Origin of the sequence: Salmonella sp. 32082101201600294FB01SM01 (genome assembly GCF_017572865.1) — a bacterium.
GTDB classification, from domain to species: domain Bacteria; phylum Pseudomonadota; class Gammaproteobacteria; order Enterobacterales; family Enterobacteriaceae; genus Salmonella; species Salmonella enterica.
Genome location: NZ_JAGESB010000001.1, coordinates 842,568 through 864,594 on the forward strand (window position 1 = coordinate 842,568; position 22,027 = coordinate 864,594).

Here is a 22,027-nt window from a genome sequence, read left to right on the forward strand (position 1 = left end):
TTGCGGTTCAGCTTCAGAAGTTTCGAGATATTTCCCCCTGATAACCGCGCAACGGCAGGAACTGGCATTATTGCCGTGCTTAACGTTATGAAATAAAAAGCGAGGAACTTTCAGGAAGTGTCAGTTAACGTCAATGAAAAGCAATCAAAAGAAAAGGAGATAAACAATATCCATCACCGCCAGCAGCGACCAAAGAATAACGTAAAGCATGAAATGTTCGCGAATATTATTCATCAGAAAATGAAAGAGACGACGCATAGCTTACCTTAATAAACAGCCCCTTTACGGGGCCGACAAATTATTGGCTAAAACGGGAAAGCCGGAACGGCGTCAGATCAAAGGAGGGCGTTTTTCCCAACGCAAAATCCGCAGCGATTTCTCCTAACACCGGGGCGAATTTAAAACCATGTCCGCTGAGTCCAGTGATGACAAGCGTATTCTCATGGCCAGGCAGCGTATCGATAATAAAATCCTCGTCCGGCGAATAATCATAGGTACATGCCGCCCCATGTAAACAACCGCCGATACCCGGCAGTACATTACGCAAGAAAGGAAATGCTTCCGCGCCATCGCTGGCAACGGCGGCAAAGGGCTTGCGCTCTTCCGGAGCCTGTATTAGCTGTCCGCCATTGTGTTTGCCGATTTTTAACTCGTCGTTCTCCGCCGGGAAACCGTAATATTGATCGCCGTTGGGCATTTCGCCGGTAAAGGCCGGAAAGCGGTTTTTAGTGCTGTAACGTCCATCCGCCTTAAACCAGGCAAAAACTTTACGTACGGGCTGAACGGGCAGCTCCGGTACCAGCGCTTTGACCCAGGTGCCCGCGCTAATCAGCGCTTTGCTGGCGTGGTAGCAGCCTTCACTCGTCTCTATCGTCACACCGTTATCATCATGGTGAATATGGCTTACCGGGCTGTTGAATAGCTGTGCGCAGCCTGCTTCTCGGGCCAGACGAAGCCATGTGGTAATGGCTAATTCGCTGCGCAGGAAACCGGAGTCAGCTTCAAACAGCCCGATATAATTATCGGGCACGCGAATTTCCGGCCAGCGCGTCACGAGGGCCGTCGCGTCCAGGCGCTCGACGTTTAATTGCCACTGTTGCGCGCTTCGTGCGACGTTGGCTAAGAAAGCGGAGTCGGCCGGGCCGAGGTTAACGACGCCGGAGCGGACAAAAATAGGCTCTTCATTGTGTGTGGAGAGTTCATCCCAAAGCGCCTGGGCGCGAAGCACCAGTGGGACATATTTTTCGCCTTCACCATAAGCGTGGCGGATAAGTCGGGTATCGCCGTGATGGCTGCCCTGTTGATGAGGCGGCATATGCGCATCGGTCATCAGGACCTTTAGCCCGGCGCGGGTGGCGTAATAACCAGCGGCGGCGCCAACCGAACCGCTGCCGATAATAATAAGGTCGTATTTCATCAGCTTCTCTCTGCTATCGCGATGATTTCAGGGTAAATAACTGCGCTGAGATATACAAGCCAGAAATAAGTGAGGCACCTTACGGTGCCTGAGAGAGGGGGAGCGCGTCACGCTAATGGCGACGATACTCGTTTTCCTGGTAATCACCTGATTCTATTTTGGCGATGCCGGCTTCTAATATTGAAATAAATTGCCTGGCTACATCTGTCGTTAACCAGAGCGTTTGACCAACTTCAGTCCCTTCCGGTTCCGGACGATTTGGGGTCTGGTAGTGCAAACGCAGCATCAGCGCATCATAGCTATCGACGGTGCTGATGTCCCATCCTACAAGCGGATGGGTCTGAATGACTTCATTATTCTTTTCCATCATGCCCCCCTGGTACGTGTTATAAGACAACGGTTCTCGAGGTTCAATGCGTGTTTTTCTTCTGAAGCAACTTCAGTATACCAATTAATAAGGCTATTCACTGCGTTTTTAAAGAGACCGGAGGATAAATTTCTCTTTTTAAGAATTATATGAACAATAAAGCGGCAGTTCATTCATATTTTTTTAGGATGTTGTGCAATTATTTTGAGGGTCAGGCGAAATATTCATCAGTTGCGCAAATAAAAAAGCCGGGGCGACCCGGCAAACATACATCACTGCATATCATTTTTTATTCATTGATGAACCAGTCATCAGCGCTCTCCCAGGTCTCCTGGAGAATCTCGCTAATGCGTTCTTTTTCCTCTTTTGATGCGCCAATGACGGACAAGTTGTTGGCGGTAGCGTAACGCACGGTGACGTTACCCAAGTTCTCAGGAAAATGATGGCTAATACGACGGGAGAGTTCGCCCGCCAGCGCATCAATCGCACCGGCAGGCAGAGGTGACGTTTTGGCTATAGTGACTTCAATACGCATAATGGCCCCCTGTTGAATATACTGGATATATATACAGTTGAATCCAATATATAGCAACAGGTAAGTGCATTTTTTATTTTTTTACTGACCAGCGTACTGTTTCACCCGCTAAAAAAGGCACCAGCGAATCATCAGCCAGCGCGATATTTTCCGGTACCTGTTGTTCATCGCGAACCAGTTCCACCCACCCCGTATTCACCGGCAGGCCATAGAATTGCGGGCCATTCAGTGAACAGAACGCTTCAAAGTGCGCCAGCGCGTTCATTTCCTCAAACACGGCGGCATAACTGCCAAGGGCGGAGGGTGCGTTGAAACAACCGGCGCAGCCGCAACTGGTCTCTTTACGATGACGTGAATGCGGCGCTGAATCCGTCCCCAGGAAGGCGCGCGTAAAACCACTGGCGACCAGGTCGCGTAACGCCTGCTGGTGAATATTGCGTTTCAGAATCGGCAGACAGTACAGGTGAGGACGAATGCCGCCAACCAGCATATCATTACGGTTAAACATTAAATGTTGAGGCGTAATGGTAGCCGCCAGGTAGTCGTTGCCGTCACGGACATATTGCGCGGCATCTTTGGTCGTGATGTGTTCAAAGACCACTTTAAGCGTGGTCAGACGCTGGCGTAGCGGTTCCATTACGGTGTCGATAAAACGCGCTTCGCGATCGAAGATATCAACCTCCGCATGGGTCACCTCACCGTGGACCAGCAATGGCATTCCGAGTTTTTCCATCCGCTCCAGTACCGGCATGATAGCGTCGACTGACGTTACGCCATGACTGGAGTTAGTGGTGGCATTGGCCGGGTAAAGCTTAGCCGCAGTAAATACGCCTTCATGGAAACCACGCTCCAGTTCATCGGCATCGAGCGAATCCGTTAAATAGCAGGTCATTAACGGCGTGAAATCATGCCCGGCGGGCACCGCATCGAGAATACGCTGGCGGTAGGCGATCGCTGCATCAACGGTCGTGATGGGGGACGCCAGGTTCGGCATCACGATAGCGCGACCATAAATTTCGCTGGTATAGGGTACGACCGTTTTTAACATGTCGCCATCGCGAAGGTGAACGTGCCAGTCGTCCGGGCGGCGGATCTTTAAAACCTGGGATGGTGCAGTCATTAATAAGCTCCGGCTGAGGAATAGTCTTTTTGCCGGAAACAAAGGATAAGCGGAAACGTTTTCGTTTGCACGTAAAAAAAGGGCGCGAGCGCGCCCTCCGAAATCAATTGGTGAAAGGAATAACGATTTCACCAGGTTTAACTTCAATGCCTTTCGCGAGTTTCTTCGCTAACGCTTCGCCTTTACTGCTGTCCTCACGCAACACGTAAGCGGGCCGCTGGTTAAAGTAGCTACGTAAAGACTGATTTAAATAGGGCAGGAGCGTTTGTAGCACCGATTGCATTTTCTCCGGCGTCACGGTGGCGTCTACTACTTCCATCTCCTGAAGATAGATGGCGCCTTTTTCTTTATCAAAGACCGGCAGGGCTTTTAGCTTGAGTTTCATCGTCGCTTTTTGACTGCCAAACAGGGAATTCATATCCAGCCTGGCATCGCCAGTAAGGGTGACTTTATTAGGCTCTTCCCGACCAATCTGGCTGACAAGGTTAGTCAATACGATATGCGCGTCGGCAATGCCGGGCAGACCAATATCTTTTGAGAAATTATTCCGTTTTTCAAGCGCTTGATTGATTTCTTGTTCGCTAATGGTGTATTGCGTAAGTTGATTACAGCCCACTAACAGGCCGCTAACTACCAGCGCAGCGGCAAAAAAAAACTTTTTCATGGCGTTCCTTAGCATGTTGCCTATGCCCTAATCTTGACACAAAGCAGCATGTCGCGCCAGCGGACATGGCGCCACTAGAAAAAGCCGAAAAAGGCGGCAAGAAAGGGTTGCCGCCTGGCGGGCGTTAGATAGCCATTGAGGAGAGTAAATTAATTTGCGTCTGCTTTGCCATATTATCGCGATAGTCCGCGACTTTTGTCGGCCAGTGGATACCGGCGACCAGCGTCAGATTACGCAGAAGCGGAAACAGATGAATATCATCTTCCGATAATTCGCCGTTAACGGCGTTAGGCTGTACGATGAGTTTATCCAGCAAACGTAAATCATCGCCGATCTTTTTAATCAGTCCGGCAGAGTGCGCAAGATGATTGTCAAAACTGCCAGATGAGGCTTCTTTTTTGCGGATAAAATACTGGCGCGCCGCAGGGGTAGAAAATTCATCGAAAGCGGATTTTGCAAATCGCGGCAGCAGTAGCTGATTAACGTAACCGTTAACTTTGCGCAACCACTCTTCAATGGCTGGATTGCGTTTCCCGGTTAACAGCGGTTTGCCGTCGAGGTTGTCGACATAATGTACAATATCCATACTTTCAGGAAGGTAGCGACTATCATCTTTTTGCAGGATGGGCACCATCTTTTGACCAATCATCCGGGTGGGCGTCGCCTCGTCGTCATTTTGTAACACGTTAAGTTCAACGGGGATGTTCTTCAGGCCGAAAATCATGCGGGCTTTAACGCAGAAAGGGCAATGATCGTAAATATAAAGCTTCACGTTTCTCCTCCATTTGACTGTCGGTATCTGACCAGTATGGAGGAGATAGCGACAGGTATCAAATCAGGCGCCGGGTTCCAGCATGCGGCGCGGCGTGCGTTTATGACTAAATTGCCAGCCTAAAGCCAAAAAGGTGATGAAGCCGATAATACCGAGCATCATCCACGGTAGTTCAGGCTGCGCAAGCGCTTTACCCATATCAAACAACCAGCCGCCGCCGATATAACCAATCGCGCCGCCAATGGCTAATCCCAGACGGCTAAAGCCCATATAGCTTCCCCGCGCCCTCGCGTCCGCGAGCGACGCGCTGAGCGTTTCGCGCGCCGGTTCGGCGATAACCGAGCCGATATAGAAAGCGCAAATAAGCGTAAAAAGCTGCTGTAAATTGCCCACCATCCCGATGGGGAGCATGCTCAGCGACATGACGAGCAAACCGGCCATCAGCCGATGCTCTAGCCGAAAACGCTTTTCGCTCCAGCGGGCAATCGGGTAGAGCAACGTCAGCGAGAGACACGCCTCTATAGCGTACATCCATTTCACGGCAGCAGGCGAGCCGGCGATATCGTTTACCATAATCGGCAGCATTAACATGACCTGTACCGCCAGCATATAGTAGCCCGCCAGCGTCAGCACGTAGGTGACAAACCTTTTATCGCTCATGACGCGGCGCATTCCTTCACGCACCGGCGTTCTGACCGTTGATAGCTTCCAGGCCGGAAGCAGCCATGCATTGAAAAGGGCGCATAATATGAACAAAATAGCGCCTGTCGCGCAGACCAGACGAAAATCGTATTGTAGCAACCAGCTTCCCAGTAGCGCGCCAATCACCGCACCCGCGCTGTCCTGCATCATCAACAGAGAGAAGAAGCGGCCCCGTTGCTCCGGACGAATTAATTTGACCACCAGCGCTGAGCGCGGCGGGTCGAAAAGCGTACCGCCGAGACCGGAAAGAAAGCAGGAAAACCACAAGAGCCAGGGCTCATGCGCGATACCCATGGTGGCAAAGCCGGCGGCGCGCATCAGCATACCGGTGACAATCATCGGTTTCGCGCCAAAGCGATCGGCGATGGCGCCGCCAAAAATGCCCAGACCTTGTTGAATAAACTGGCGCAGGCCGAGCGCGATCCCTACCATTACGGCAGCCCACCCCATTTGATCGACAAAGCGAATAGAGATGAGCGGGAATACGACGAAAAAACCCAGCACCACCAACATGTTATCGATGAGAAGAAAATATTTACCCAGGTTCCTCGCCTGCGAGACGCGCGACATTTCCCCTCCCGGGAAATAATAGATGAGCGTCTTCTATTCTGCGGCGGCGTTTCGTTTTTTCCTACCGTTAGCGGGACAATATTTTTTTATCAAAAGTCCTTTTTAATCGAGAGTTTTCATCAAAATGTGGCAGCAATTCAAAAAATGACGATTTGCGCTTTTCACAGAGCCTGGTTGCGCAGGTATAGTAATGTTACTGGCGTGCTGAAGACGTTACAGGAAGGAGTAGGTATAGAATGTTTGGCTATCGTAGTAACGTGCCAAAAGTGCGCTTAACCACCGATCGTCTGGTGGTACGTTTAGTGCATGAGCGTGATGCCTGGCGTCTGGCCGATTATTACGCGGAAAATCGTCATTTTTTAAAACCCTGGGAACCGGTCCGAGATGAAAGTCATTGTTATCCTTCAGGATGGCAGGCGCGTCTGGGAATGATCGGTGAATTTCACAAACAGGGCTCCGCCTTCTATTTCGCGCTACTTGATCCGGAAGAAAAAGAAATTATCGGCGTGGCGAATTTTTCCAATGTGGTGCGCGGTTCTTTTCATGCCTGTTATCTGGGCTATTCCATTGCGCAGAAGTGGCAGGGGCAGGGGCTGATGTTTGAAGCCTTAACCGCTGCGATTCGCTATATGCAGCGCACTCAGCATATCCACCGTATCATGGCGAACTATATGCCGCACAACAAACGTAGCGGCGCGTTGCTGGCGCGGCTTGGCTTTGAAAAAGAAGGCTATGCGAAAGATTATCTGTTGATTGATGGACAATGGCGCGACCATGTCCTGACGGCGTTAACCACGCCGTTATGGACGCCGGGGCGTTGAGCGGCTTACGGAATGAGAGGCAAAGGGAGAAAACGATGAAATATGAATTAACCGCCACTGAAGCGCGAGTGATTGGCTGTCTGCTGGAAAAGCAGGTGACAACGCCGGAACAGTATCCGCTTTCCGTCAACGGCGTGGTGACAGCCTGTAATCAGAAAACCAACCGTGAACCGGTGATGAACCTGACGGAACAAGAGGTACAAGAACAACTCGATAACCTGGTGAAACGCCACTTTTTGCGTACGGTCAGCGGGTTTGGCAATCGCGTCACCAAATATGAACAGCGTTTCTGTAATTCCGAATTTGGCGATCTGAAACTTAGCGCGGCGGAAGTGGCGCTCGTCACTACGCTGCTGCTGCGCGGCGCGCAAACGCCCGGCGAGTTGCGTAGTCGGGCGTCGCGGATGCATGAATTCAGCGATATGGCGGAAGTTGAATCCACGCTGGAACGGCTTGCCAGTCGTGAGGACGGCCCGTATGTCGTCCGTCTGGCGCGTGAACCGGGTAAGCGCGAAAGCCGTTATATGCACCTTTTTTGCGGCGACGTCGATGAACTGTCTCTCCAGACGTCTGCGCCGGAAAGTGCGTCGGGCGATCTTCAGTCGCGCGTCGAAGCGCTGGAAAGCGAAGTGGCGGAGTTAAAGCAGCGGCTGGATTCTTTGTTAGCTCACCTGGGAGAGTAATGTGAGAACATTACGGATTGGCATTGTCGGATTAGGCGGTATTGCGCAGAAGGCCTGGCTGCCGGTATTAACCAACACCGCCGGATGGACGTTACAGGGCGCCTGGTCTCCTTCGCGGGATAAAGCCTTACGTATCTGCGAAAGCTGGCGCATACCGTATGTGGATTCGCTGGCGAATTTAGCGTCCGGCTGCGATGCAGTCTTCGTCCACTCCAGTACCGCAAGCCATTATGCCGTGGTCAGCGAACTTCTCAATGCCGGCGTCCATGTTTGCGTGGATAAACCGCTGGCGGAAAATCTACGTGATGCCGAACGGCTGGTGGCGCTGGCGGCGCAAAAAAAATTGACGCTGATGGTTGGCTTTAATCGCCGTTTCGCGCCGCTGTACCGCGAACTGAAGACGCGCCTCGGTACTGCGGCGTCACTGCGTATGGATAAACATCGTACCGATAGCATCGGGCCGCACGACTTACGTTTTACTTTGCTCGATGACTATCTGCATGTCGTGGATACCGCTCTGTGGCTGGCGGGCGGCGAGGCGCGCCTTGCCAGCGGCACGTTGCTCACCAGCGAGTCCGGCGAAATGTGCTATGCGGAACATCATTTTTCCGCCGACAAACTACAAATTACTACCAGTATGCACCGGCGCGCCGGAAGTCAGCGTGAATCGGTCCAGGCCGTCACCGACGGCGGGCTGTATGACGTGACGGATATGCGTGAATGGCGCGAAGAGCGCGGGCAGGGTATTCTCATCAAACCCATTCCGGGTTGGCAAACGACGCTTGAACAGCGTGGTTTTGTCGGATGCGCGCGGCATTTCATTGACTGCGTACAAAATCAGACGGTTCCGGAAACGGCGGGGGAGCAGGCGATTTTGGCCCAGCGCGTCGTGGAGGCGCTGTGGCGGGACGCCATCAGCGAATAATCCTCTGTAACATCTGGCGGTAGTAATTCATCGTAATCCAGGTACTATACCCTCAATAATTCGAGTTGCAGAAAAGCCAACGCACATGCAGCTCGAAGTATGGCGGGTATATATGCCCACTCTACATAATACCTCTTTTCACAGTGAATAATGGCAAACCGTGGGGAGTCTGTAAGGCCTGATAAGACGTTTTAACGTCGTCGTCAGGCGCGGTGATACAGCCGGATACGGCAGAAGTTGCGTTATCCGGTCGATGGATCAGCCATGCAGGAGTTTTACGCCAGGGTCTGGAATACAAAAGAAATGAATTTATTGAAATCGCTGGCTGCCGTCAGCTCGATGACTATGTTTTCACGCGTGTTGGGTTTTGCCCGTGATGCGATTGTCGCCAGAATTTTTGGCGCAGGGATGGCGACCGACGCCTTTTTTGTGGCGTTTAAACTCCCTAATTTACTACGCCGGATCTTTGCCGAAGGCGCTTTTTCTCAGGCCTTTGTGCCTATCCTGGCGGAATATAAGAGCAAGCAGGGTGAAGAAGCGACGCGGATCTTTGTCGCTTACGTTTCCGGCCTGTTGACGCTGGCATTGGCCGTCGTGACGGTGGCCGGTATGCTGGCCGCCCCGTGGGTGATTATGGTAACCGCGCCGGGTTTTGCCGATACTGCGGATAAATTCGCGCTGACGACGCAACTGCTGCGGATTACGTTTCCCTATATTCTGCTGATCTCGCTGGCTTCACTGGTTGGCGCCATTCTCAACACCTGGAATCGCTTCTCTATTCCCGCTTTTGCGCCGACATTTCTTAATATCAGCATGATCGGTTTTGCATTATTCGCCGCGCCATACTTTAATCCGCCGGTGCTGGCGTTAGCCTGGGCAGTCACCGTCGGCGGCGTGCTGCAACTGGTGTATCAACTTCCGTATTTGAAAAAGATCGGTATGTTGGTGCTGCCGCGCATTAACTTTCGCGACACCGGGGCGATGCGGGTGGTCAAACAGATGGGGCCGGCGATTTTGGGCGTATCCGTCAGTCAGATCTCCCTTATCATCAATACCATTTTTGCCTCGTTTCTGGCCTCCGGCTCGGTCTCATGGATGTACTATGCCGATCGGTTGATGGAGTTCCCGTCCGGCGTGCTGGGCGTGGCATTGGGAACCATCCTGTTGCCGTCATTGTCGAAAAGCTTTGCCAGCGGCAATCATGATGAGTACTGCCGCCTGATGGACTGGGGGCTGCGTTTGTGCTTTTTACTGGCGTTGCCGAGCGCGGTAGCGTTAGGCATTCTGGCGAAGCCGCTGACGGTCTCGCTGTTTCAGTACGGTAAATTCACCGCCTTTGATGCGGCAATGACGCAGCGGGCGTTAATCGCCTATTCGGTGGGGCTGATTGGCTTGATCGTCGTAAAAGTGCTGGCCCCGGGCTTCTATTCTCGCCAGGATATTAAAACGCCGGTGAAAATCGCCATCGTGACGTTAATCATGACTCAGTTAATGAACCTGGCGTTTATTGGACCGCTGAAACACGCCGGACTGTCGCTCTCTATTGGTCTGGCGGCATGTCTCAATGCGTCGCTGCTGTACTGGCAACTGCGCAAACAGAATATCTTTACGCCACAACCGGGTTGGATGTGGTTCCTGATGCGTCTGATCATTTCCGTACTGGTGATGGCCGCCGTATTGTTCGGCGTGTTGCATATTATGCCGGAGTGGTCGCAAGGGTCGATGTTATGGCGTTTGCTACGTTTGATGGCGGTAGTGATCGCGGGTATCGCGGCCTATTTCGCCGCGCTTGCCGTGCTGGGCTTTAAAGTGAAAGAGTTTGTTCGCCGGACGGCGTAAATTCAGTGCCTGATAGCGCTGTGCTATCAGGCCTACAAGGCATTCAGGCCGGAAAGGCGCAACGTCGCCATCCGGCACTGATTAGATAGAAATTTTTTTACCGCCGCGGTGAGAGACGGAAGTCTGACCGTCAGCCCCGTACAAGGTCGGCTCCTGGTGAGGTTTCAGCACCTCCAGCGCCTGTTGATTACGCTCAATTTGCCCTTCCAGCAGCCAGCCGTTGTGCTGGTTGAGGTCGCGAAGATGCTGCGTTTTTTCGGTAATCGCCTGCCAGCGCTCTGCAATGTCATCGTTTGCGCTACGCTGCGCGTTCTGCTCCAGACGGCGCTGTTGTTCCAGATAATCCAGCGTCGCCAGCAACGAGCTTTTTTCTTCTGTAATACGCTGTAGCTGGCTGCCGTTAATCTGGCCTACGGAAAGCTGTTGTTGCTCGGCGTCCATCACCGTCTTCAGGTCATTCAGGACGGTGGTCATCTGGTCAAGTATTTCTGACAAACGAGTCATACGCTTATTTACTCTGTAAGTAGCTCTGCGCCTCGCGAATGAGCGAGTCTGCTATTTTTCCCGTATCCATTTTTAACTCACCGTTACGGATAGCTGTTTTTAATGCTTCGACGCGTTCCATATTAATGTCGCTGACGCCTGGCTGCATGAGCTTCGCTTGCGCGTCGCTTAACGTTACGCTGGCGCTCGTCGCGGCGGACGTTTTTTCCTGACGCGTTTTTTGTACCGGCGTATCGCTGGTTTCGCGCGTCTGGACAGTGCTAACGGGTTTCAAAGGTGAGGTACGGTCAATGCTCATTTATTTATCCTCATCGAGGGTTACGTTGTAGCGGCCAGCTACCATCATGGTTGAATATCTCATCGGCAGCCGCGACAAAATCTTTACACAATTATAGGTTAATAAGAATATTCCCATCAGAATCGACGGTTCCACTCACGATTTGACCCGATGTCATGCGCACGCGCGCATTTTGCGCGACGGCGGCATTATTCATCGCCTGACCTTCCGCATTGACGCTAAACCCCTCGCCATTGGCGATGACCTGTACTCGTTGCCCCGCTTTGACGCGCCAGGCCTGACGTATCATCGTAAGCTGTACCGGCTGCCCAGGAGCGAGATCGCGCAAACTGACGGCATCCTGAATCTGACGGATATCCAGTACCGTCCGCGGCGGTAACTGATCCAGCCTGCCACGTTTTAGCGTGACGTTGGCCGGCGTCAATTTTCCGCCGCGCGCGACGGGCGCGGCAACGGCGACATAATTGCCGGTCGCTTGCACATTCACCTGCAAATAACGTTTTTCATTGGCGCAGCGCGCCACCACATTGACGTTGCCCCACAGCTTCGCGCTGCCCGTCATGCTGAAGGCTGGCTGCTCGCAGCTCGGCAGCAGATTAGGCGATGAACGGAGCGTGACAACCACCTCATCGCTGAAGCCAGCCAGACGCTGGGAAAACCACGTGGTCAATTGGGCGTTGATGTCCTGCGCCATTGTCAGGGGGCTGAACAGCAAAGCCGCCACGGCGAATCCTCGTTTTAACGTTTGCATGGTACTTCCCCCTGGTTGATGTCATGACAGGATTCTACCCGTGTGAAGCAAGCATCAACGCAATAAATAGCGACGCATTTTGCGTTTATTCCGGCGATAACGCGCGCGTGAAGGCATTTAAGCTGTCGGCTGAATTTTGCCATTTGCGGAGGAGATATGCTCGACAGGCTCGATGCCGCCTTACGATTTCAGCAGGAAGCGCTAAATCTGCGCGCGCAACGTCAGGAAATATTAGCGGCGAATATCGCCAATGCCGATACGCCGGGGTATCAGGCACGCGATATTGATTTTGCCAGTGAGTTAAAAAAGGTGATGGTGCGTGGACGGGAAGAAACCGGCGGCGTCGCGTTAACGTTGACTTCCTCTCACCATATTCCCGCTCAGGCGGTCTCTTCTCCCGCAGTGGATCTGCTTTACCGCGTACCCGATCAGCCTTCTTTGGATGGTAACACCGTAGATATGGACAGGGAACGTACGCAGTTTGCGGATAACAGTCTCAAATATCAGATGGGGCTTACCGTTCTGGGTAGCCAACTCAAAGGCATGATGAATGTGCTACAGGGAGGAAACTAATTCGTGGCGCTGTTAAACATTTTTGATATTGCCGGATCGGCGCTTGCCGCGCAGTCCAAGCGGTTGAACGTTGCGGCCAGTAACCTGGCGAATGCGGATAGCGTCACCGGCCCGGACGGACAGCCTTATCGCGCCAAACAGGTGGTTTTTCAGGTGGACGCCGCGCCGGGTCAAGCCACTGGCGGGGTAAAGGTCGCCAGCGTGATTGAAAGTCAGGCACCGGAAAAGCTGGTTTATGAGCCAGGCAATCCGCTGGCGGACGCTAATGGTTACGTCAAAATGCCCAACGTCGATGTGGTCGGCGAAATGGTTAACACGATGTCAGCCTCGCGCAGCTATCAGGCAAATATCGAAGTCCTGAATACCGTAAAAAGCATGATGCTTAAAACGCTGACATTAGGCCAGTAAAGGAGGCGCGTATGTCTATTGCCGTAAATATGAATGACCCGACCAACACGGGCGTCAAAACGACGACCGGCAGCGGGTCGATGACCGGAAGCAACGCTGCCGATCTGCAAAGCAGTTTCCTGACCTTACTGGTCGCGCAATTGAAGAACCAGGACCCGACTAACCCATTACAAAATAATGAGTTAACGACACAGTTGGCGCAAATCAGTACCGTGAGCGGCATTGAAAAACTGAATACGACGCTGGGGGCTATTTCCGGGCAAATCGATAATAGTCAGTCCCTACAGGCGACCACGCTGATTGGGCATGGCGTTATGGTGCCTGGCACCACAATTCTGGCGGGTAAAGGCGCGGAAGAAGGGGCCGTGACGTCCACGACGCCGTTTGGCGTGGAATTGCAACAGCCTGCGGACAAAGTGACGGCAACCATTACCGATAAAGATGGCCGGGTGGTACGGACGCTGGAGATCGGTGAGTTGCGAGCCGGGGTACACACCTTTACCTGGGATGGTAAGCAAACGGACGGAACAACGGTACCGAATGGTTCTTACAACATTGCGATTACCGCCAGCAATGGCGGGACGCAACTGGTGGCGCAGCCGCTGCAATTCGCTCTGGTACAGGGCGTGACGAAGGGCAGTAACGGCAACCTGTTGGATCTGGGTACCTACGGCACCACCACACTCGACGAAGTTCGGCAAATAATCTAAGCCCTTACACTTATCAGGAGTCAGTCATGTCTTTTTCTCAAGCGGTTAGCGGCCTGAACGCTGCGGCCACCAACCTTGATGTTATCGGTAATAACATCGCCAACTCCGCCACCTATGGCTTTAAGTCCGGTACGGCATCATTTGCCGATATGTTTGCCGGTTCCAAAGTGGGGCTGGGCGTAAAAGTGGCGGGGATTACCCAGGATTTTACCGACGGTACGACAACGAACACCGGGCGCGGGCTGGATGTCGCGATTAGCCAGAACGGTTTTTTCCGCCTGGTAGACAGCAACGGTTCCGTGTTCTATAGCCGCAACGGCCAGTTCAAACTGGACGAGAACCGTAACCTGGTCAATATGCAGGGGATGCAGTTGACCGGCTATCCGGCCACCGGTACGCCGCCGACCATTCAGCAGGGGGCGAATCCTGCGCCGATCACCATTCCGAACACGCTGATGGCGGCGAAATCGACCACCACCGCGTCAATGCAGATCAACCTGAACTCGACGGACCCTGTACCGTCTAAAACGCCCTTTAGCGTGAGTGATGCGGATTCGTATAACAAAAAAGGCACCGTCACCGTTTATGACAGCCAGGGTAATGCCCATGACATGAACGTCTATTTTGTGAAAACCAAAGATAATGAATGGGCCGTGTACACCCATGACAGTAGCGATCCTGCAGCCACAGCGCCGGCGGCACCATCAACCACTCTGGTATTTAACGCAAACGGGACACTGCAATCCGGCGGTACGGTGAACATCACCACCGGTACGATTAATGGCGCGACAGCGGCCACCTTCTCCCTCAGCTTCCTTAACTCCATGCAGCAGAACACCGGGGCTAACAACATCGTCGCCACCAATCAGAACGGCTATAAGCCGGGCGACCTGGTGAGCTACCAGATTAACAACGACGGCACCGTAGTTGGCAACTATTCCAACGAGCAGGAGCAGGTGCTGGGGCAGATAGTGCTGGCTAACTTCGCCAACAACGAAGGTCTGGCATCCCAGGGCGATAACGTCTGGGCGGCGACGCAGGCCTCCGGGGTAGCGCTGCTGGGGACTGCCGGTTCCGGCAACTTCGGTAAGCTGACGAACGGCGCGCTGGAAGCCTCTAACGTGGATTTGAGTAAAGAGCTGGTGAATATGATCGTAGCGCAGCGTAACTACCAGTCGAATGCGCAGACCATCAAAACCCAGGACCAGATCCTCAATACGCTGGTTAACCTGCGCTAAGCGCCTGACGGGATAGCTTAATGGATCACGCAATTTATACCGCCATGGGGGCGGCCAGCCAGACGCTTAACCAGCAGGCGGTAACGGCTAGCAACCTGGCTAATGCCTCAACGCCGGGCTTTCGCGCGCAGCTTAACGCGCTACGCGCGGTGCCCGTTGATGGCCTCTCTTTAGCGACGCGCACGCTGGTTACGGCGTCGACGCCGGGGGCGGATATGACCCCGGGTCAGTTGGACTACACGTCCCGCCCGCTGGATGTTGCGTTGCAGCAGGACGGCTGGCTGGTGGTGCAAGCGGCGGATGGCGCTGAAGGATATACCCGTAACGGGAATATCCAGGTGGGGCCGACCGGGCAGTTAACCATTCAGGGACATCCGGTTATCGGCGAAGGCGGCCCGATCACCGTTCCTGAAGGGTCGGAAATCACCATCGCGGCAGACGGCACGATCTCCGCGCTCAATCCCGGCGACCCGCCAAACACGGTGGCGCCCGTTGGGCGACTGAAGCTGGTCAAAGCGGAAGGCAATGAGGTGCAGCGGAGCGATGACGGTTTATTCCGCCTTACCGCCGAGGCACAGGCTGAACGCGGGGCGGTACTGGCCGCCGACCCGTCAATTCGCATTATGTCGGGCGTGCTGGAGGGCAGTAACGTCAAGCCGGTTGAAGCCATGACCGACATGATCGCCAACGCACGTCGTTTTGAAATGCAGATGAAGGTTATCACCAGCGTAGATGAGAACGAAGGGCGAGCTAACCAACTGCTGTCGATGAGTTAATACAGGACATTTTATGATCAGTTCATTATGGATCGCCAAAACCGGTCTGGACGCGCAGCAAACCAATATGGATGTGATTGCCAATAACCTGGCAAACGTCAGCACCAATGGTTTTAAGCGTCAGCGCGCGGTATTTGAAGATCTGTTGTATCAGACCATCCGCCAGCCGGGCGCGCAGTCGTCCGAGCAGACGACGCTGCCTTCCGGGCTGCAAATCGGTACCGGCGTGCGTCCGGTCGCCACGGAGCGTCTGCACAGTCAGGGGAACCTGTCGCAGACCAACAACAGTAAAGATGTGGCGATTAAAGGGCAGGGCTTTTTCCAGGTCATGCTGCCGGACGGTACGTCTGCCTATACCCGCGACGGCTCTTTCCAGGTGGATCAGAATGGTCAACTGGTGACGGCGGGCGGTTTTCAGGTGCAGCCGGCAATCACCATTCCGGCCAACGCGTTAAGCATCACGATTGGCCGCGACGGCGTGGTCAGCGTTACCCAGCAGGGGCAGGCCGCGCCGGTTCAGGTCGGGCAGCTTAACCTGACCACCTTTATGAACGACACCGGGCTGGAAAGCATTGGCGAGAACCTCTATATCGAAACGCAATCGTCCGGCGCGCCGAACGAAAGCACGCCGGGGCTCAACGGCGCGGGGTTGTTGTATCAAGGGTATGTCGAAACGTCGAACGTTAACGTGGCGGAAGAGCTGGTGAACATGATTCAGGTTCAACGCGCCTATGAAATTAACAGTAAAGCAGTATCGACGACCGATCAGATGCTGCAGAAACTGACGCAACTCTAAGGGGCCGCCGGTGGGGGATACGCCACCGGCTCCCTGATTTTGAAGATGAAGGTAATGCAAAAATACGCGCTTCACGCTTACCCAGTTATGGCCCTGATGGTCGCGACGCTGACAGGATGCGCCTGGATACCCGCTAAACCGCTTGTGCAGGGGGCGACCACGGCGCAGCCGATACCTGGCCCGGTACCGGTGGCGAATGGCTCCATATTTCAGTCTGCGCAGCCGATTAATTATGGCTATCAGCCGCTTTTTGAAGATCGTCGACCGCGTAATATCGGCGATACGCTCACGATTGTGTTACAGGAAAACGTCAGCGCCAGTAAAAGCTCGTCGGCAAATGCCAGTCGCGACGGCAAAACCAGTTTTGGTTTTGATACGGTACCGCGTTATCTGCAGGGATTATTCGGTAATTCCCGCGCGGATATGGAGGCCTCCGGCGGCAACTCTTTTAACGGCAAAGGCGGCGCGAATGCCAGCAATACCTTTAGCGGCACGCTGACCGTGACCGTCGATCAGGTTCTGGCCAATGGCAATTTACACGTCGTGGGGGAAAAACAGATCGCGATTAATCAGGGAACGGAATTCATCCGCTTCTCCGGCGTGGTAAATCCACGCACCATCAGCGGCAGCAACTCTGTTCCCTCGACACAGGTGGCGGATGCGCGGATTGAATATGTCGGGAACGGCTATATTAACGAAGCGCAAAATATGGGCTGGCTGCAACGTTTCTTCCTTAATTTGTCGCCGATGTAAGCGAGGTGTATGTGTTTAAAGCTCTTGCAGGAATCGTTCTGGCACTGGTTGCCACTCTGGCGCACGCCGAGCGTATCCGGGATCTGACCAGTGTCCAGGGAGTACGGGAAAACTCGCTGATCGGCTACGGGCTGGTGGTCGGGTTGGACGGTACGGGCGACCAGACGACTCAGACGCCATTTACCACCCAGACGCTGAATAACATGCTGTCACAACTGGGGATTACGGTCCCCACCGGCACCAACATGCAGTTGAAAAACGTGGCGGCGGTGATGGTGACGGCGTCGTATCCGCCTTTTGCGCGACAGGGACAAACGATCGATGTCGTCGTTTCCTCAATGGGGAACGCTAAAAGTCTGCGTGGCGGGACGTTATTAATGACGCCGTTAAAAGGGGTGGACAGCCAGGTGTATGCTCTGGCGCAAGGCAATATTCTGGTCGGCGGCGCGGGCGCTTCCGCAGGCGGCAGTAGCGTGCAGGTTAACCAGCTTAATGGCGGGCGCATCACTAATGGCGCGATTATCGAACGTGAGTTGCCGACTCAGTTCGGCGCTGGCAACACCATTAATCTGCAATTGAACGACGAAGATTTTACGATGGCGCAGCAAATTACGGACGCCATCAACCGCGCCCGCGGTTACGGCAGCGCCACTGCGCTTGATGCGCGAACGGTACAGGTACGCGTGCCCAGCGGCAACAGCTCGCAGGTGCGTTTTCTGGCGGACATTCAAAATATGGAAGTCAACGTGACGCCGCAGGATGCAAAAGTTGTGATCAACTCGCGTACCGGTTCGGTGGTCATGAATCGGGAAGTCACGCTGGATAGCTGCGCTGTGGCGCAGGGCAATTTGTCAGTGACAGTCAATCGCCAGCTCAACGTCAACCAGCCGAATACGCCATTTGGCGGCGGGCAGACCGTGGTGACGCCACAGACTCAGATAGATTTGCGTCAGAGCGGCGGATCGCTACAGAGCGTGCGTTCCAGCGCCAATCTGAACAGCGTAGTGCGTGCGCTGAATGCGCTTGGCGCGACGCCGATGGACCTGATGTCGATTTTGCAGTCCATGCAGAGCGCGGGCTGTCTACGCGCCAAACTGGAAATCATCTGATGATCGGAGACGGTAAATTGCTGGCCAGCGCGGCCTGGGATGCGCAATCTCTGAACGAACTGAAAGCGAAAGCGGGCCAGGACCCGGCGGCGAATATCCGTCCTGTGGCCCGTCAGGTGGAAGGGATGTTTGTGCAGATGATGCTGAAAAGTATGCGCGAGGCTTTACCCAAAGATGGTTTATTCAGCAGCGATCAGACGCGTCTGTATACCAGCATGTATGACCAGCAGATCGCCCAGCAGATGACCGCCGGTAAGGGATTGGGGCTGGCGGATATGATGGTTAAACAGATGACGGGCGGGCAGACGATGCCTGCGGATGACGCGCCGCAAGTACCGCTTAAATTCTCCCTGGAGACGGTAAACAGCTATCAAAATCAGGCGCTGACCCAACTGGTGCGCAAAGCCATACCGAAAACGCCGGACAGCAGCGATGCGCCGCTCTCCGGCGACAGTAAAGACTTTCTGGCCCGGCTTTCGCTCCCGGCGAGACTGGCCAGCGAACAAAGCGGGGTGCCGCATCATCTGATTCTGGCGCAGGCGGCGCTGGAGTCGGGCTGGGGGCAACGGCAAATCCTGCGGGAGAATGGCGAACCCAGCTATAACGTATTTGGCGTGAAAGCGACCGCCAGTTGGAAAGGGCCGGTGACGGAAATCACCACCACTGAATACGAAAATGGCGAAGCGAAAAAAGTGAAAGCGAAATTCCGCGTCTATAGCTCGTATCTGGAGGCGTTATCGGATTATGTCGCGCTGTTAACGCGTAACCCACGCTACGCTGCCGTGACCACTGCCGCCACGGCAGAGCAGGGCGCAGTGGCCCTGCAAAACGCCGGATACGCCACTGACCCGAATTACGCGCGTAAATTGACCAGCATGATTCAGCAGTTGAAAGCGATGAGTGAAAAGGTCAGCAAAACCTACAGCGCGAATCTCGACAATCTCTTTTAAATTGCTCAAGTCCACGTAGTCGCTGCCGATAACAACGAGTATTGAAGGATTAAAAGGAACCATCATGTCCAGCTTGATTAATCACGCCATGAGCGGACTTAACGCTGCGCAGGCCGCGTTAAATACCGTCAGTAATAACATCAACAATTATAACGTTGCGGGTTATACCCGGCAGACAACTATTCTGGCGCAGGCAAACAGTACGTTAGGGGCTGGCGGCTGGATAGGTAATGGCGTTTACGTTTCAGGCGTACAGCGCGAATATGATGCGTTTATCACTAATCAGCTACGCGGCGCGCAAAACCAGAGCAGCGGCTTGACCACGCGCTATGAACAAATGTCGAAAATCGACAACCTGCTGGCCGATAAATCCAGCTCACTGTCTGGTTCGTTGCAGAGTTTTTTTACCAGCCTGCAAACGTTAGTCAGTAATGCGGAAGATCCTGCGGCGCGTCAGGCGCTGATTGGTAAAGCGGAAGGGCTGGTAAACCAGTTCAAAACCACCGATCAGTATCTGCGCGATCAGGATAAACAGGTCAATATCGCGATTGGCTCCAGCGTGGCGCAAATCAACAATTACGCGAAGCAGATAGCTAACCTGAACGATCAAATCTCCCGTATGACGGGCGTAGGCGCGGGCGCATCGCCGAACGACCTGCTCGATCAGCGTGATCAGTTGGTCAGCGAGCTTAACAAGATCGTTGGCGTCGAGGTGAGTGTACAGGACGGCGGCACCTATAACCTGACGATGGCCAATGGCTATACGCTGGTGCAGGGGTCGACGGCGCGTCAGTTGGCGGCGGTTCCCTCCAGCGCCGACCCGACGCGAACGACTGTCGCTTATGTCGATGAGGCTGCCGGTAACATCGAAATTCCGGAAAAGTTGCTGAACACCGGTTCGCTCGGCGGGCTACTGACGTTCCGTTCTCAGGATCTGGATCAGACTCGTAATACGCTGGGCCAGTTGGCGTTGGCGTTTGCCGATGCGTTTAACGCGCAGCATACCAAAGGTTATGACGCCGACGGCAATAAAGGGAAAGACTTCTTTAGCATTGGCTCGCCGGTGGTATATAGCAACAGTAATAATGCCGATAAAACGGTATCGCTAACCGCTAAGGTGGTCGACAGCACGAAGGTTCAGGCGACGGATTATAAGATTGTTTTTGACGGTACAGACTGGCAGGTTACTCGCACTGCGGATAACACCACCTTCACGGCGACAAAAGATGCTGACGGAAAACTGGAGATTGACGGTCTGAAAGTGACGGTAGGGACCGGCGCACAGAAAAACGACAGTTTTCTTCTCAAGCCGGTCAGCAATGCTATCGTCGACATGAACGTTAAAGTGACAAATGAAGCCGAGATTGCGATGGCGTCTGAGTCAAAACTCGATCCTGATGTGGATACCGGCGACAGCGATAACCGCAATGGTCAGGCATTGCTGGACTTACAAAACAGCAATGTAGTGGGCGGCAACAAAACCTTTAACGATGCTTATGCCACGTTGGTCAGCGATGTGGGTAACAAAACGTCAACGCTGAAAACCAGCAGCACCACGCAGGCGAATGTGGTTAAACAGCTTTATAAACAGCAACAGTCGGTTTCCGGCGTTAACCTCGACGAAGAGTACGGCAATTTGCAGCGTTATCAGCAGTATTATCTGGCGAATGCGCAAGTATTGCAGACCGCGAATGCGCTGTTTGATGCGTTACTGAATATTCGCTAAAGGAGAAGGATGACATGCGTATCAGTACCCAGATGATGTACGAACAAAATATGAGCGGCATCACTAATTCTCAGGCCGAATGGATGAAGCTGGGCGAGCAGATGTCTACCGGTAAGCGCGTTACCAACCCATCTGACGATCCGATCGCCGCGTCGCAGGCGGTAGTACTCTCTCAGGCGCAGGCGCAGAATAGCCAGTACGCCCTGGCGCGTACGTTTGCCACCCAAAAAGTGTCGCTGGAAGAAAGCGTACTCAGTCAGGTGACGACGGCGATTCAAACCGCGCAGGAAAAAATCGTCTATGCCGGAAACGGCACGTTAAGCGACGATGACCGCGCGTCGCTGGCGACGGATTTACAGGGGATCCGCGATCAGCTGATGAACCTGGCAAACAGCACTGACGGCAATGGTCGCTATATCTTTGCCGGGTATAAAACGGAAGCGGCGCCATTCGACCAGGCGACAGGTGGTTATCATGGCGGCGAGAAAAGTGTTACCCAGCAGGTGGATTCCGCACGCACGATGGTAATTGGCCATACGGGAGCGCAAATTTTTAATAGCATCACCAGCAATGCGGTGCCGGAACCGGATGGCTCGGACTCCGAAAAGAATCTGTTTGTCATGCTCGATACGGCAATTGCCGCACTCAAGACCCCGGTGGAAGGCAATGACGTGGAAAAAGAAAAGGCCGCTGCCGCCATTGATAAAACCAATCGCGGCTTAAAAAATTCGCTTAATAACGTCCTGACCGTTCGTGCGGAACTGGGAACGCAACTGAGCGAACTCAGTACGCTGGATTCACTGGGAAGCGATCGTGCGCTGGGACAGAAACTGCAGATGAGCAACCTGGTAGATGTGGACTGGAACTCGGTCATTTCCTCCTACGTCATGCAACAGGCGGCATTACAGGCGTCCTATAAAACGTTTACCGATATGCAGGGAATGTCGCTTTTCCAGTTGAACCGGTAACGCCTCTTTTTGAAACATATCACGAAACTGGATATGTTTTGTCTGCCCGCGC

26 protein-coding genes are annotated in these 22,027 nt (G+C 53.7%); 15 read left to right on the top strand and 11 right to left on the bottom strand.

Annotated features, from left to right (window positions below; all coding sequences use genetic code 11):
- Nucleotides 1–144 precede the first annotated feature (144 nt).
- The 8 genes from J4645_RS04010 to mdtH all read right to left on the bottom strand — a co-directional run bounded on the left by J4645_RS04010 (nt 145) and on the right by mdtH (nt 6,147).
- Nucleotides 145–258, bottom strand: coding sequence for a YceO family protein (locus J4645_RS04010; RefSeq protein WP_001253282.1), 114 nt, complete (start codon nt 256–258; stop codon nt 145–147).
- Nucleotides 259–298: 40 nt separating this feature from the next.
- The gene (solA, locus tag J4645_RS04015; protein ID WP_023214771.1) at nt 299–1,417 is read right to left on the bottom strand and encodes an N-methyl-L-tryptophan oxidase; all 1,119 of its coding nucleotides are present in this window, start codon (nt 1,415–1,417) and stop codon (nt 299–301) included.
- Between the two features lie 112 nt (nt 1,418–1,529).
- The gene (gene bssS, locus J4645_RS04020; RefSeq protein WP_000414441.1) at nt 1,530–1,784 is read right to left on the bottom strand and encodes a biofilm formation regulator BssS; all 255 of its coding nucleotides are present in this window, start codon (nt 1,782–1,784) and stop codon (nt 1,530–1,532) included.
- Between the two features lie 289 nt (nt 1,785–2,073).
- Nucleotides 2,074–2,319, bottom strand: a complete 246-nt coding sequence (dinI, locus tag J4645_RS04025; RefSeq protein WP_001217764.1) for a DNA damage-inducible protein I — start codon at nt 2,317–2,319, stop codon at nt 2,074–2,076.
- A 73-nt stretch (nt 2,320–2,392) separates the two neighbouring features.
- Nucleotides 2,393–3,439 (bottom strand): dihydroorotase, encoded by a 1,047-nt coding sequence (gene pyrC / locus J4645_RS04030; protein ID WP_000126607.1) that lies wholly within the window; start codon nt 3,437–3,439, stop codon nt 2,393–2,395.
- A 103-nt stretch (nt 3,440–3,542) separates the two neighbouring features.
- A complete protein-coding gene (locus J4645_RS04035) occupies nt 3,543–4,103 on the bottom strand; it encodes a lipoprotein (RefSeq protein WP_000713057.1) in 561 nt (186 codons plus the stop codon).
- Nucleotides 4,104–4,227: 124 nt separating this feature from the next.
- Nucleotides 4,228–4,875, bottom strand: a complete 648-nt coding sequence (gene grxB / locus J4645_RS04040) for a glutaredoxin 2 (protein WP_000780893.1) — start codon at nt 4,873–4,875, stop codon at nt 4,228–4,230.
- A 63-nt stretch (nt 4,876–4,938) separates the two neighbouring features.
- Nucleotides 4,939–6,147 carry a multidrug efflux MFS transporter MdtH gene (mdtH, locus tag J4645_RS04045; RefSeq protein WP_000092178.1) on the bottom strand — a complete coding sequence of 403 codons (1,209 nt, stop codon included), beginning with the start codon at nt 6,145–6,147 and terminating at the stop codon, nt 4,939–4,941.
- Nucleotides 6,148–6,383: 236 nt separating this feature from the next.
- Here mdtH and rimJ point away from each other — a divergent pair, with 236 nt between their 5' ends.
- The 4 genes from rimJ to murJ all read left to right on the top strand — a co-directional run bounded on the left by rimJ (nt 6,384) and on the right by murJ (nt 10,415).
- Nucleotides 6,384–6,968 (top strand): ribosomal protein S5-alanine N-acetyltransferase, encoded by a 585-nt coding sequence (gene rimJ / locus J4645_RS04050; RefSeq protein ID WP_000468204.1) that lies wholly within the window; start codon nt 6,384–6,386, stop codon nt 6,966–6,968.
- A 35-nt stretch (nt 6,969–7,003) separates the two neighbouring features.
- Nucleotides 7,004–7,651 (top strand): YceH family protein, encoded by a 648-nt coding sequence (locus J4645_RS04055; RefSeq protein WP_000873047.1) that lies wholly within the window; start codon nt 7,004–7,006, stop codon nt 7,649–7,651.
- Between the two features lies 1 nt (nt 7,652).
- Entirely contained in the window at nt 7,653–8,576 is a 924-nt protein-coding gene (locus J4645_RS04060) for a Gfo/Idh/MocA family oxidoreductase (RefSeq protein ID WP_001259725.1), read from the top strand.
- 303 nt (nt 8,577–8,879) lie between these two features.
- Nucleotides 8,880–10,415 (top strand): murein biosynthesis integral membrane protein MurJ, encoded by a 1,536-nt coding sequence (gene murJ / locus J4645_RS04065; protein WP_001537775.1) that lies wholly within the window; start codon nt 8,880–8,882, stop codon nt 10,413–10,415.
- An 81-nt stretch (nt 10,416–10,496) separates the two neighbouring features.
- On the opposite strand, the gene flgN is transcribed toward murJ, so the two are convergent.
- The 3 genes from flgN to flgA all read right to left on the bottom strand — a co-directional run bounded on the left by flgN (nt 10,497) and on the right by flgA (nt 11,968).
- A complete protein-coding gene (flgN, locus tag J4645_RS04070; protein WP_000197547.1) occupies nt 10,497–10,919 on the bottom strand; it encodes a flagella biosynthesis chaperone FlgN in 423 nt (140 codons plus the stop codon).
- Between the two features lie 4 nt (nt 10,920–10,923).
- Nucleotides 10,924–11,217: a flagellar biosynthesis anti-sigma factor FlgM gene (gene flgM, locus J4645_RS04075; protein ID WP_000020893.1), complete on the bottom strand. Its 294-nt coding sequence runs from the start codon at nt 11,215–11,217 to the stop codon at nt 10,924–10,926.
- Nucleotides 11,218–11,308: 91 nt separating this feature from the next.
- Nucleotides 11,309–11,968 (bottom strand): flagellar basal body P-ring formation chaperone FlgA, encoded by a 660-nt coding sequence (flgA, locus tag J4645_RS04080; RefSeq protein WP_001194086.1) that lies wholly within the window; start codon nt 11,966–11,968, stop codon nt 11,309–11,311.
- Nucleotides 11,969–12,124: 156 nt separating this feature from the next.
- Here flgA and flgB point away from each other — a divergent pair, with 156 nt between their 5' ends.
- The 11 genes from flgB to flgL all read left to right on the top strand — a co-directional run bounded on the left by flgB (nt 12,125) and on the right by flgL (nt 21,975).
- Nucleotides 12,125–12,541: a flagellar basal body rod protein FlgB gene (gene flgB, locus J4645_RS04085; RefSeq protein ID WP_000887043.1), complete on the top strand. Its 417-nt coding sequence runs from the start codon at nt 12,125–12,127 to the stop codon at nt 12,539–12,541.
- A gap of 3 nt (nt 12,542–12,544) precedes the next feature.
- A complete protein-coding gene (flgC, locus tag J4645_RS04090; RefSeq protein ID WP_001196448.1) occupies nt 12,545–12,949 on the top strand; it encodes a flagellar basal body rod protein FlgC in 405 nt (134 codons plus the stop codon).
- Nucleotides 12,950–12,960: 11 nt separating this feature from the next.
- Complete coding sequence (gene flgD, locus J4645_RS04095; protein ID WP_000020450.1) at nt 12,961–13,659, top strand: flagellar hook assembly protein FlgD; 699 nt, start codon at nt 12,961–12,963, stop codon at nt 13,657–13,659.
- A 26-nt stretch (nt 13,660–13,685) separates the two neighbouring features.
- On the top strand, nt 13,686–14,897 hold the full coding sequence (gene flgE, locus J4645_RS04100) for a flagellar hook protein FlgE (RefSeq protein ID WP_000010562.1): 1,212 nt from the start codon (nt 13,686–13,688) through the stop codon (nt 14,895–14,897).
- A 20-nt stretch (nt 14,898–14,917) separates the two neighbouring features.
- Nucleotides 14,918–15,673, top strand: coding sequence for a flagellar basal body rod protein FlgF (locus J4645_RS04105; RefSeq protein ID WP_000349278.1), 756 nt, complete (start codon nt 14,918–14,920; stop codon nt 15,671–15,673).
- Nucleotides 15,674–15,686: 13 nt separating this feature from the next.
- The gene (gene flgG / locus J4645_RS04110) at nt 15,687–16,469 is read left to right on the top strand and encodes a flagellar basal-body rod protein FlgG (RefSeq protein ID WP_000625851.1); all 783 of its coding nucleotides are present in this window, start codon (nt 15,687–15,689) and stop codon (nt 16,467–16,469) included.
- 54 nt (nt 16,470–16,523) lie between these two features.
- Nucleotides 16,524–17,222, top strand: coding sequence for a flagellar basal body L-ring protein FlgH (gene flgH, locus J4645_RS04115; RefSeq protein WP_001174897.1), 699 nt, complete (start codon nt 16,524–16,526; stop codon nt 17,220–17,222).
- Nucleotides 17,223–17,233: 11 nt separating this feature from the next.
- Complete coding sequence (locus J4645_RS04120) at nt 17,234–18,331, top strand: flagellar basal body P-ring protein FlgI (protein ID WP_001518955.1); 1,098 nt, start codon at nt 17,234–17,236, stop codon at nt 18,329–18,331.
- Complete coding sequence (flgJ, locus tag J4645_RS04125; protein WP_000578685.1) at nt 18,331–19,281, top strand: flagellar assembly peptidoglycan hydrolase FlgJ; 951 nt, start codon at nt 18,331–18,333, stop codon at nt 19,279–19,281. The genes J4645_RS04120 and flgJ overlap by 1 nt, the downstream gene beginning before the upstream one ends.
- A gap of 64 nt (nt 19,282–19,345) precedes the next feature.
- Nucleotides 19,346–21,007: a flagellar hook-associated protein FlgK gene (gene flgK, locus J4645_RS04130; protein ID WP_000096425.1), complete on the top strand. Its 1,662-nt coding sequence runs from the start codon at nt 19,346–19,348 to the stop codon at nt 21,005–21,007.
- A 14-nt stretch (nt 21,008–21,021) separates the two neighbouring features.
- Nucleotides 21,022–21,975 (top strand): flagellar hook-associated protein FlgL, encoded by a 954-nt coding sequence (gene flgL, locus J4645_RS04135; RefSeq protein ID WP_001223032.1) that lies wholly within the window; start codon nt 21,022–21,024, stop codon nt 21,973–21,975.
- The last annotated feature ends 52 nt before the right edge of the window (nt 21,976–22,027 follow it).

Coding starts and splice junctions, on each gene's coding strand:
- J4645_RS04010 (WP_001253282.1), bottom strand. CDS start 258: ATGCGTCGTCTCTTTCATTTTCTGATGAATAATATTCGCGAACATTTC.
- solA (WP_023214771.1), bottom strand. CDS start 1,417: ATGAAATACGACCTTATTATTATCGGCAGCGGTTCGGTTGGCGCCGCC.
- bssS (WP_000414441.1), bottom strand. CDS start 1,784: ATGGAAAAGAATAATGAAGTCATTCAGACCCATCCGCTTGTAGGATGG.
- dinI (WP_001217764.1), bottom strand. CDS start 2,319: ATGCGTATTGAAGTCACTATAGCCAAAACGTCACCTCTGCCTGCCGGT.
- pyrC (WP_000126607.1), bottom strand. CDS start 3,439: ATGACTGCACCATCCCAGGTTTTAAAGATCCGCCGCCCGGACGACTGG.
- J4645_RS04035 (WP_000713057.1), bottom strand. CDS start 4,103: ATGAAAAAGTTTTTTTTTGCCGCTGCGCTGGTAGTTAGCGGCCTGTTA.
- mdtH (WP_000092178.1), bottom strand. CDS start 6,147: ATGTCGCGCGTCTCGCAGGCGAGGAACCTGGGTAAATATTTTCTTCTC.
- rimJ (WP_000468204.1), top strand. CDS start 6,384: ATGTTTGGCTATCGTAGTAACGTGCCAAAAGTGCGCTTAACCACCGAT.
- J4645_RS04055 (WP_000873047.1), top strand. CDS start 7,004: ATGAAATATGAATTAACCGCCACTGAAGCGCGAGTGATTGGCTGTCTG.
- murJ (WP_001537775.1), top strand. CDS start 8,880: ATGAATTTATTGAAATCGCTGGCTGCCGTCAGCTCGATGACTATGTTT.
- flgN (WP_000197547.1), bottom strand. CDS start 10,919: ATGACTCGTTTGTCAGAAATACTTGACCAGATGACCACCGTCCTGAAT.
- flgM (WP_000020893.1), bottom strand. CDS start 11,217: ATGAGCATTGACCGTACCTCACCTTTGAAACCCGTTAGCACTGTCCAG.
- flgA (WP_001194086.1), bottom strand. CDS start 11,968: ATGCAAACGTTAAAACGAGGATTCGCCGTGGCGGCTTTGCTGTTCAGC.
- flgB (WP_000887043.1), top strand. CDS start 12,125: ATGCTCGACAGGCTCGATGCCGCCTTACGATTTCAGCAGGAAGCGCTA.
- flgD (WP_000020450.1), top strand. CDS start 12,961: ATGTCTATTGCCGTAAATATGAATGACCCGACCAACACGGGCGTCAAA.
- flgE (WP_000010562.1), top strand. CDS start 13,686: ATGTCTTTTTCTCAAGCGGTTAGCGGCCTGAACGCTGCGGCCACCAAC.
- J4645_RS04105 (WP_000349278.1), top strand. CDS start 14,918: ATGGATCACGCAATTTATACCGCCATGGGGGCGGCCAGCCAGACGCTT.
- flgG (WP_000625851.1), top strand. CDS start 15,687: ATGATCAGTTCATTATGGATCGCCAAAACCGGTCTGGACGCGCAGCAA.
- flgH (WP_001174897.1), top strand. CDS start 16,524: ATGCAAAAATACGCGCTTCACGCTTACCCAGTTATGGCCCTGATGGTC.
- flgJ (WP_000578685.1), top strand. CDS start 18,331: ATGATCGGAGACGGTAAATTGCTGGCCAGCGCGGCCTGGGATGCGCAA.
- flgK (WP_000096425.1), top strand. CDS start 19,346: ATGTCCAGCTTGATTAATCACGCCATGAGCGGACTTAACGCTGCGCAG.
- flgL (WP_001223032.1), top strand. CDS start 21,022: ATGCGTATCAGTACCCAGATGATGTACGAACAAAATATGAGCGGCATC.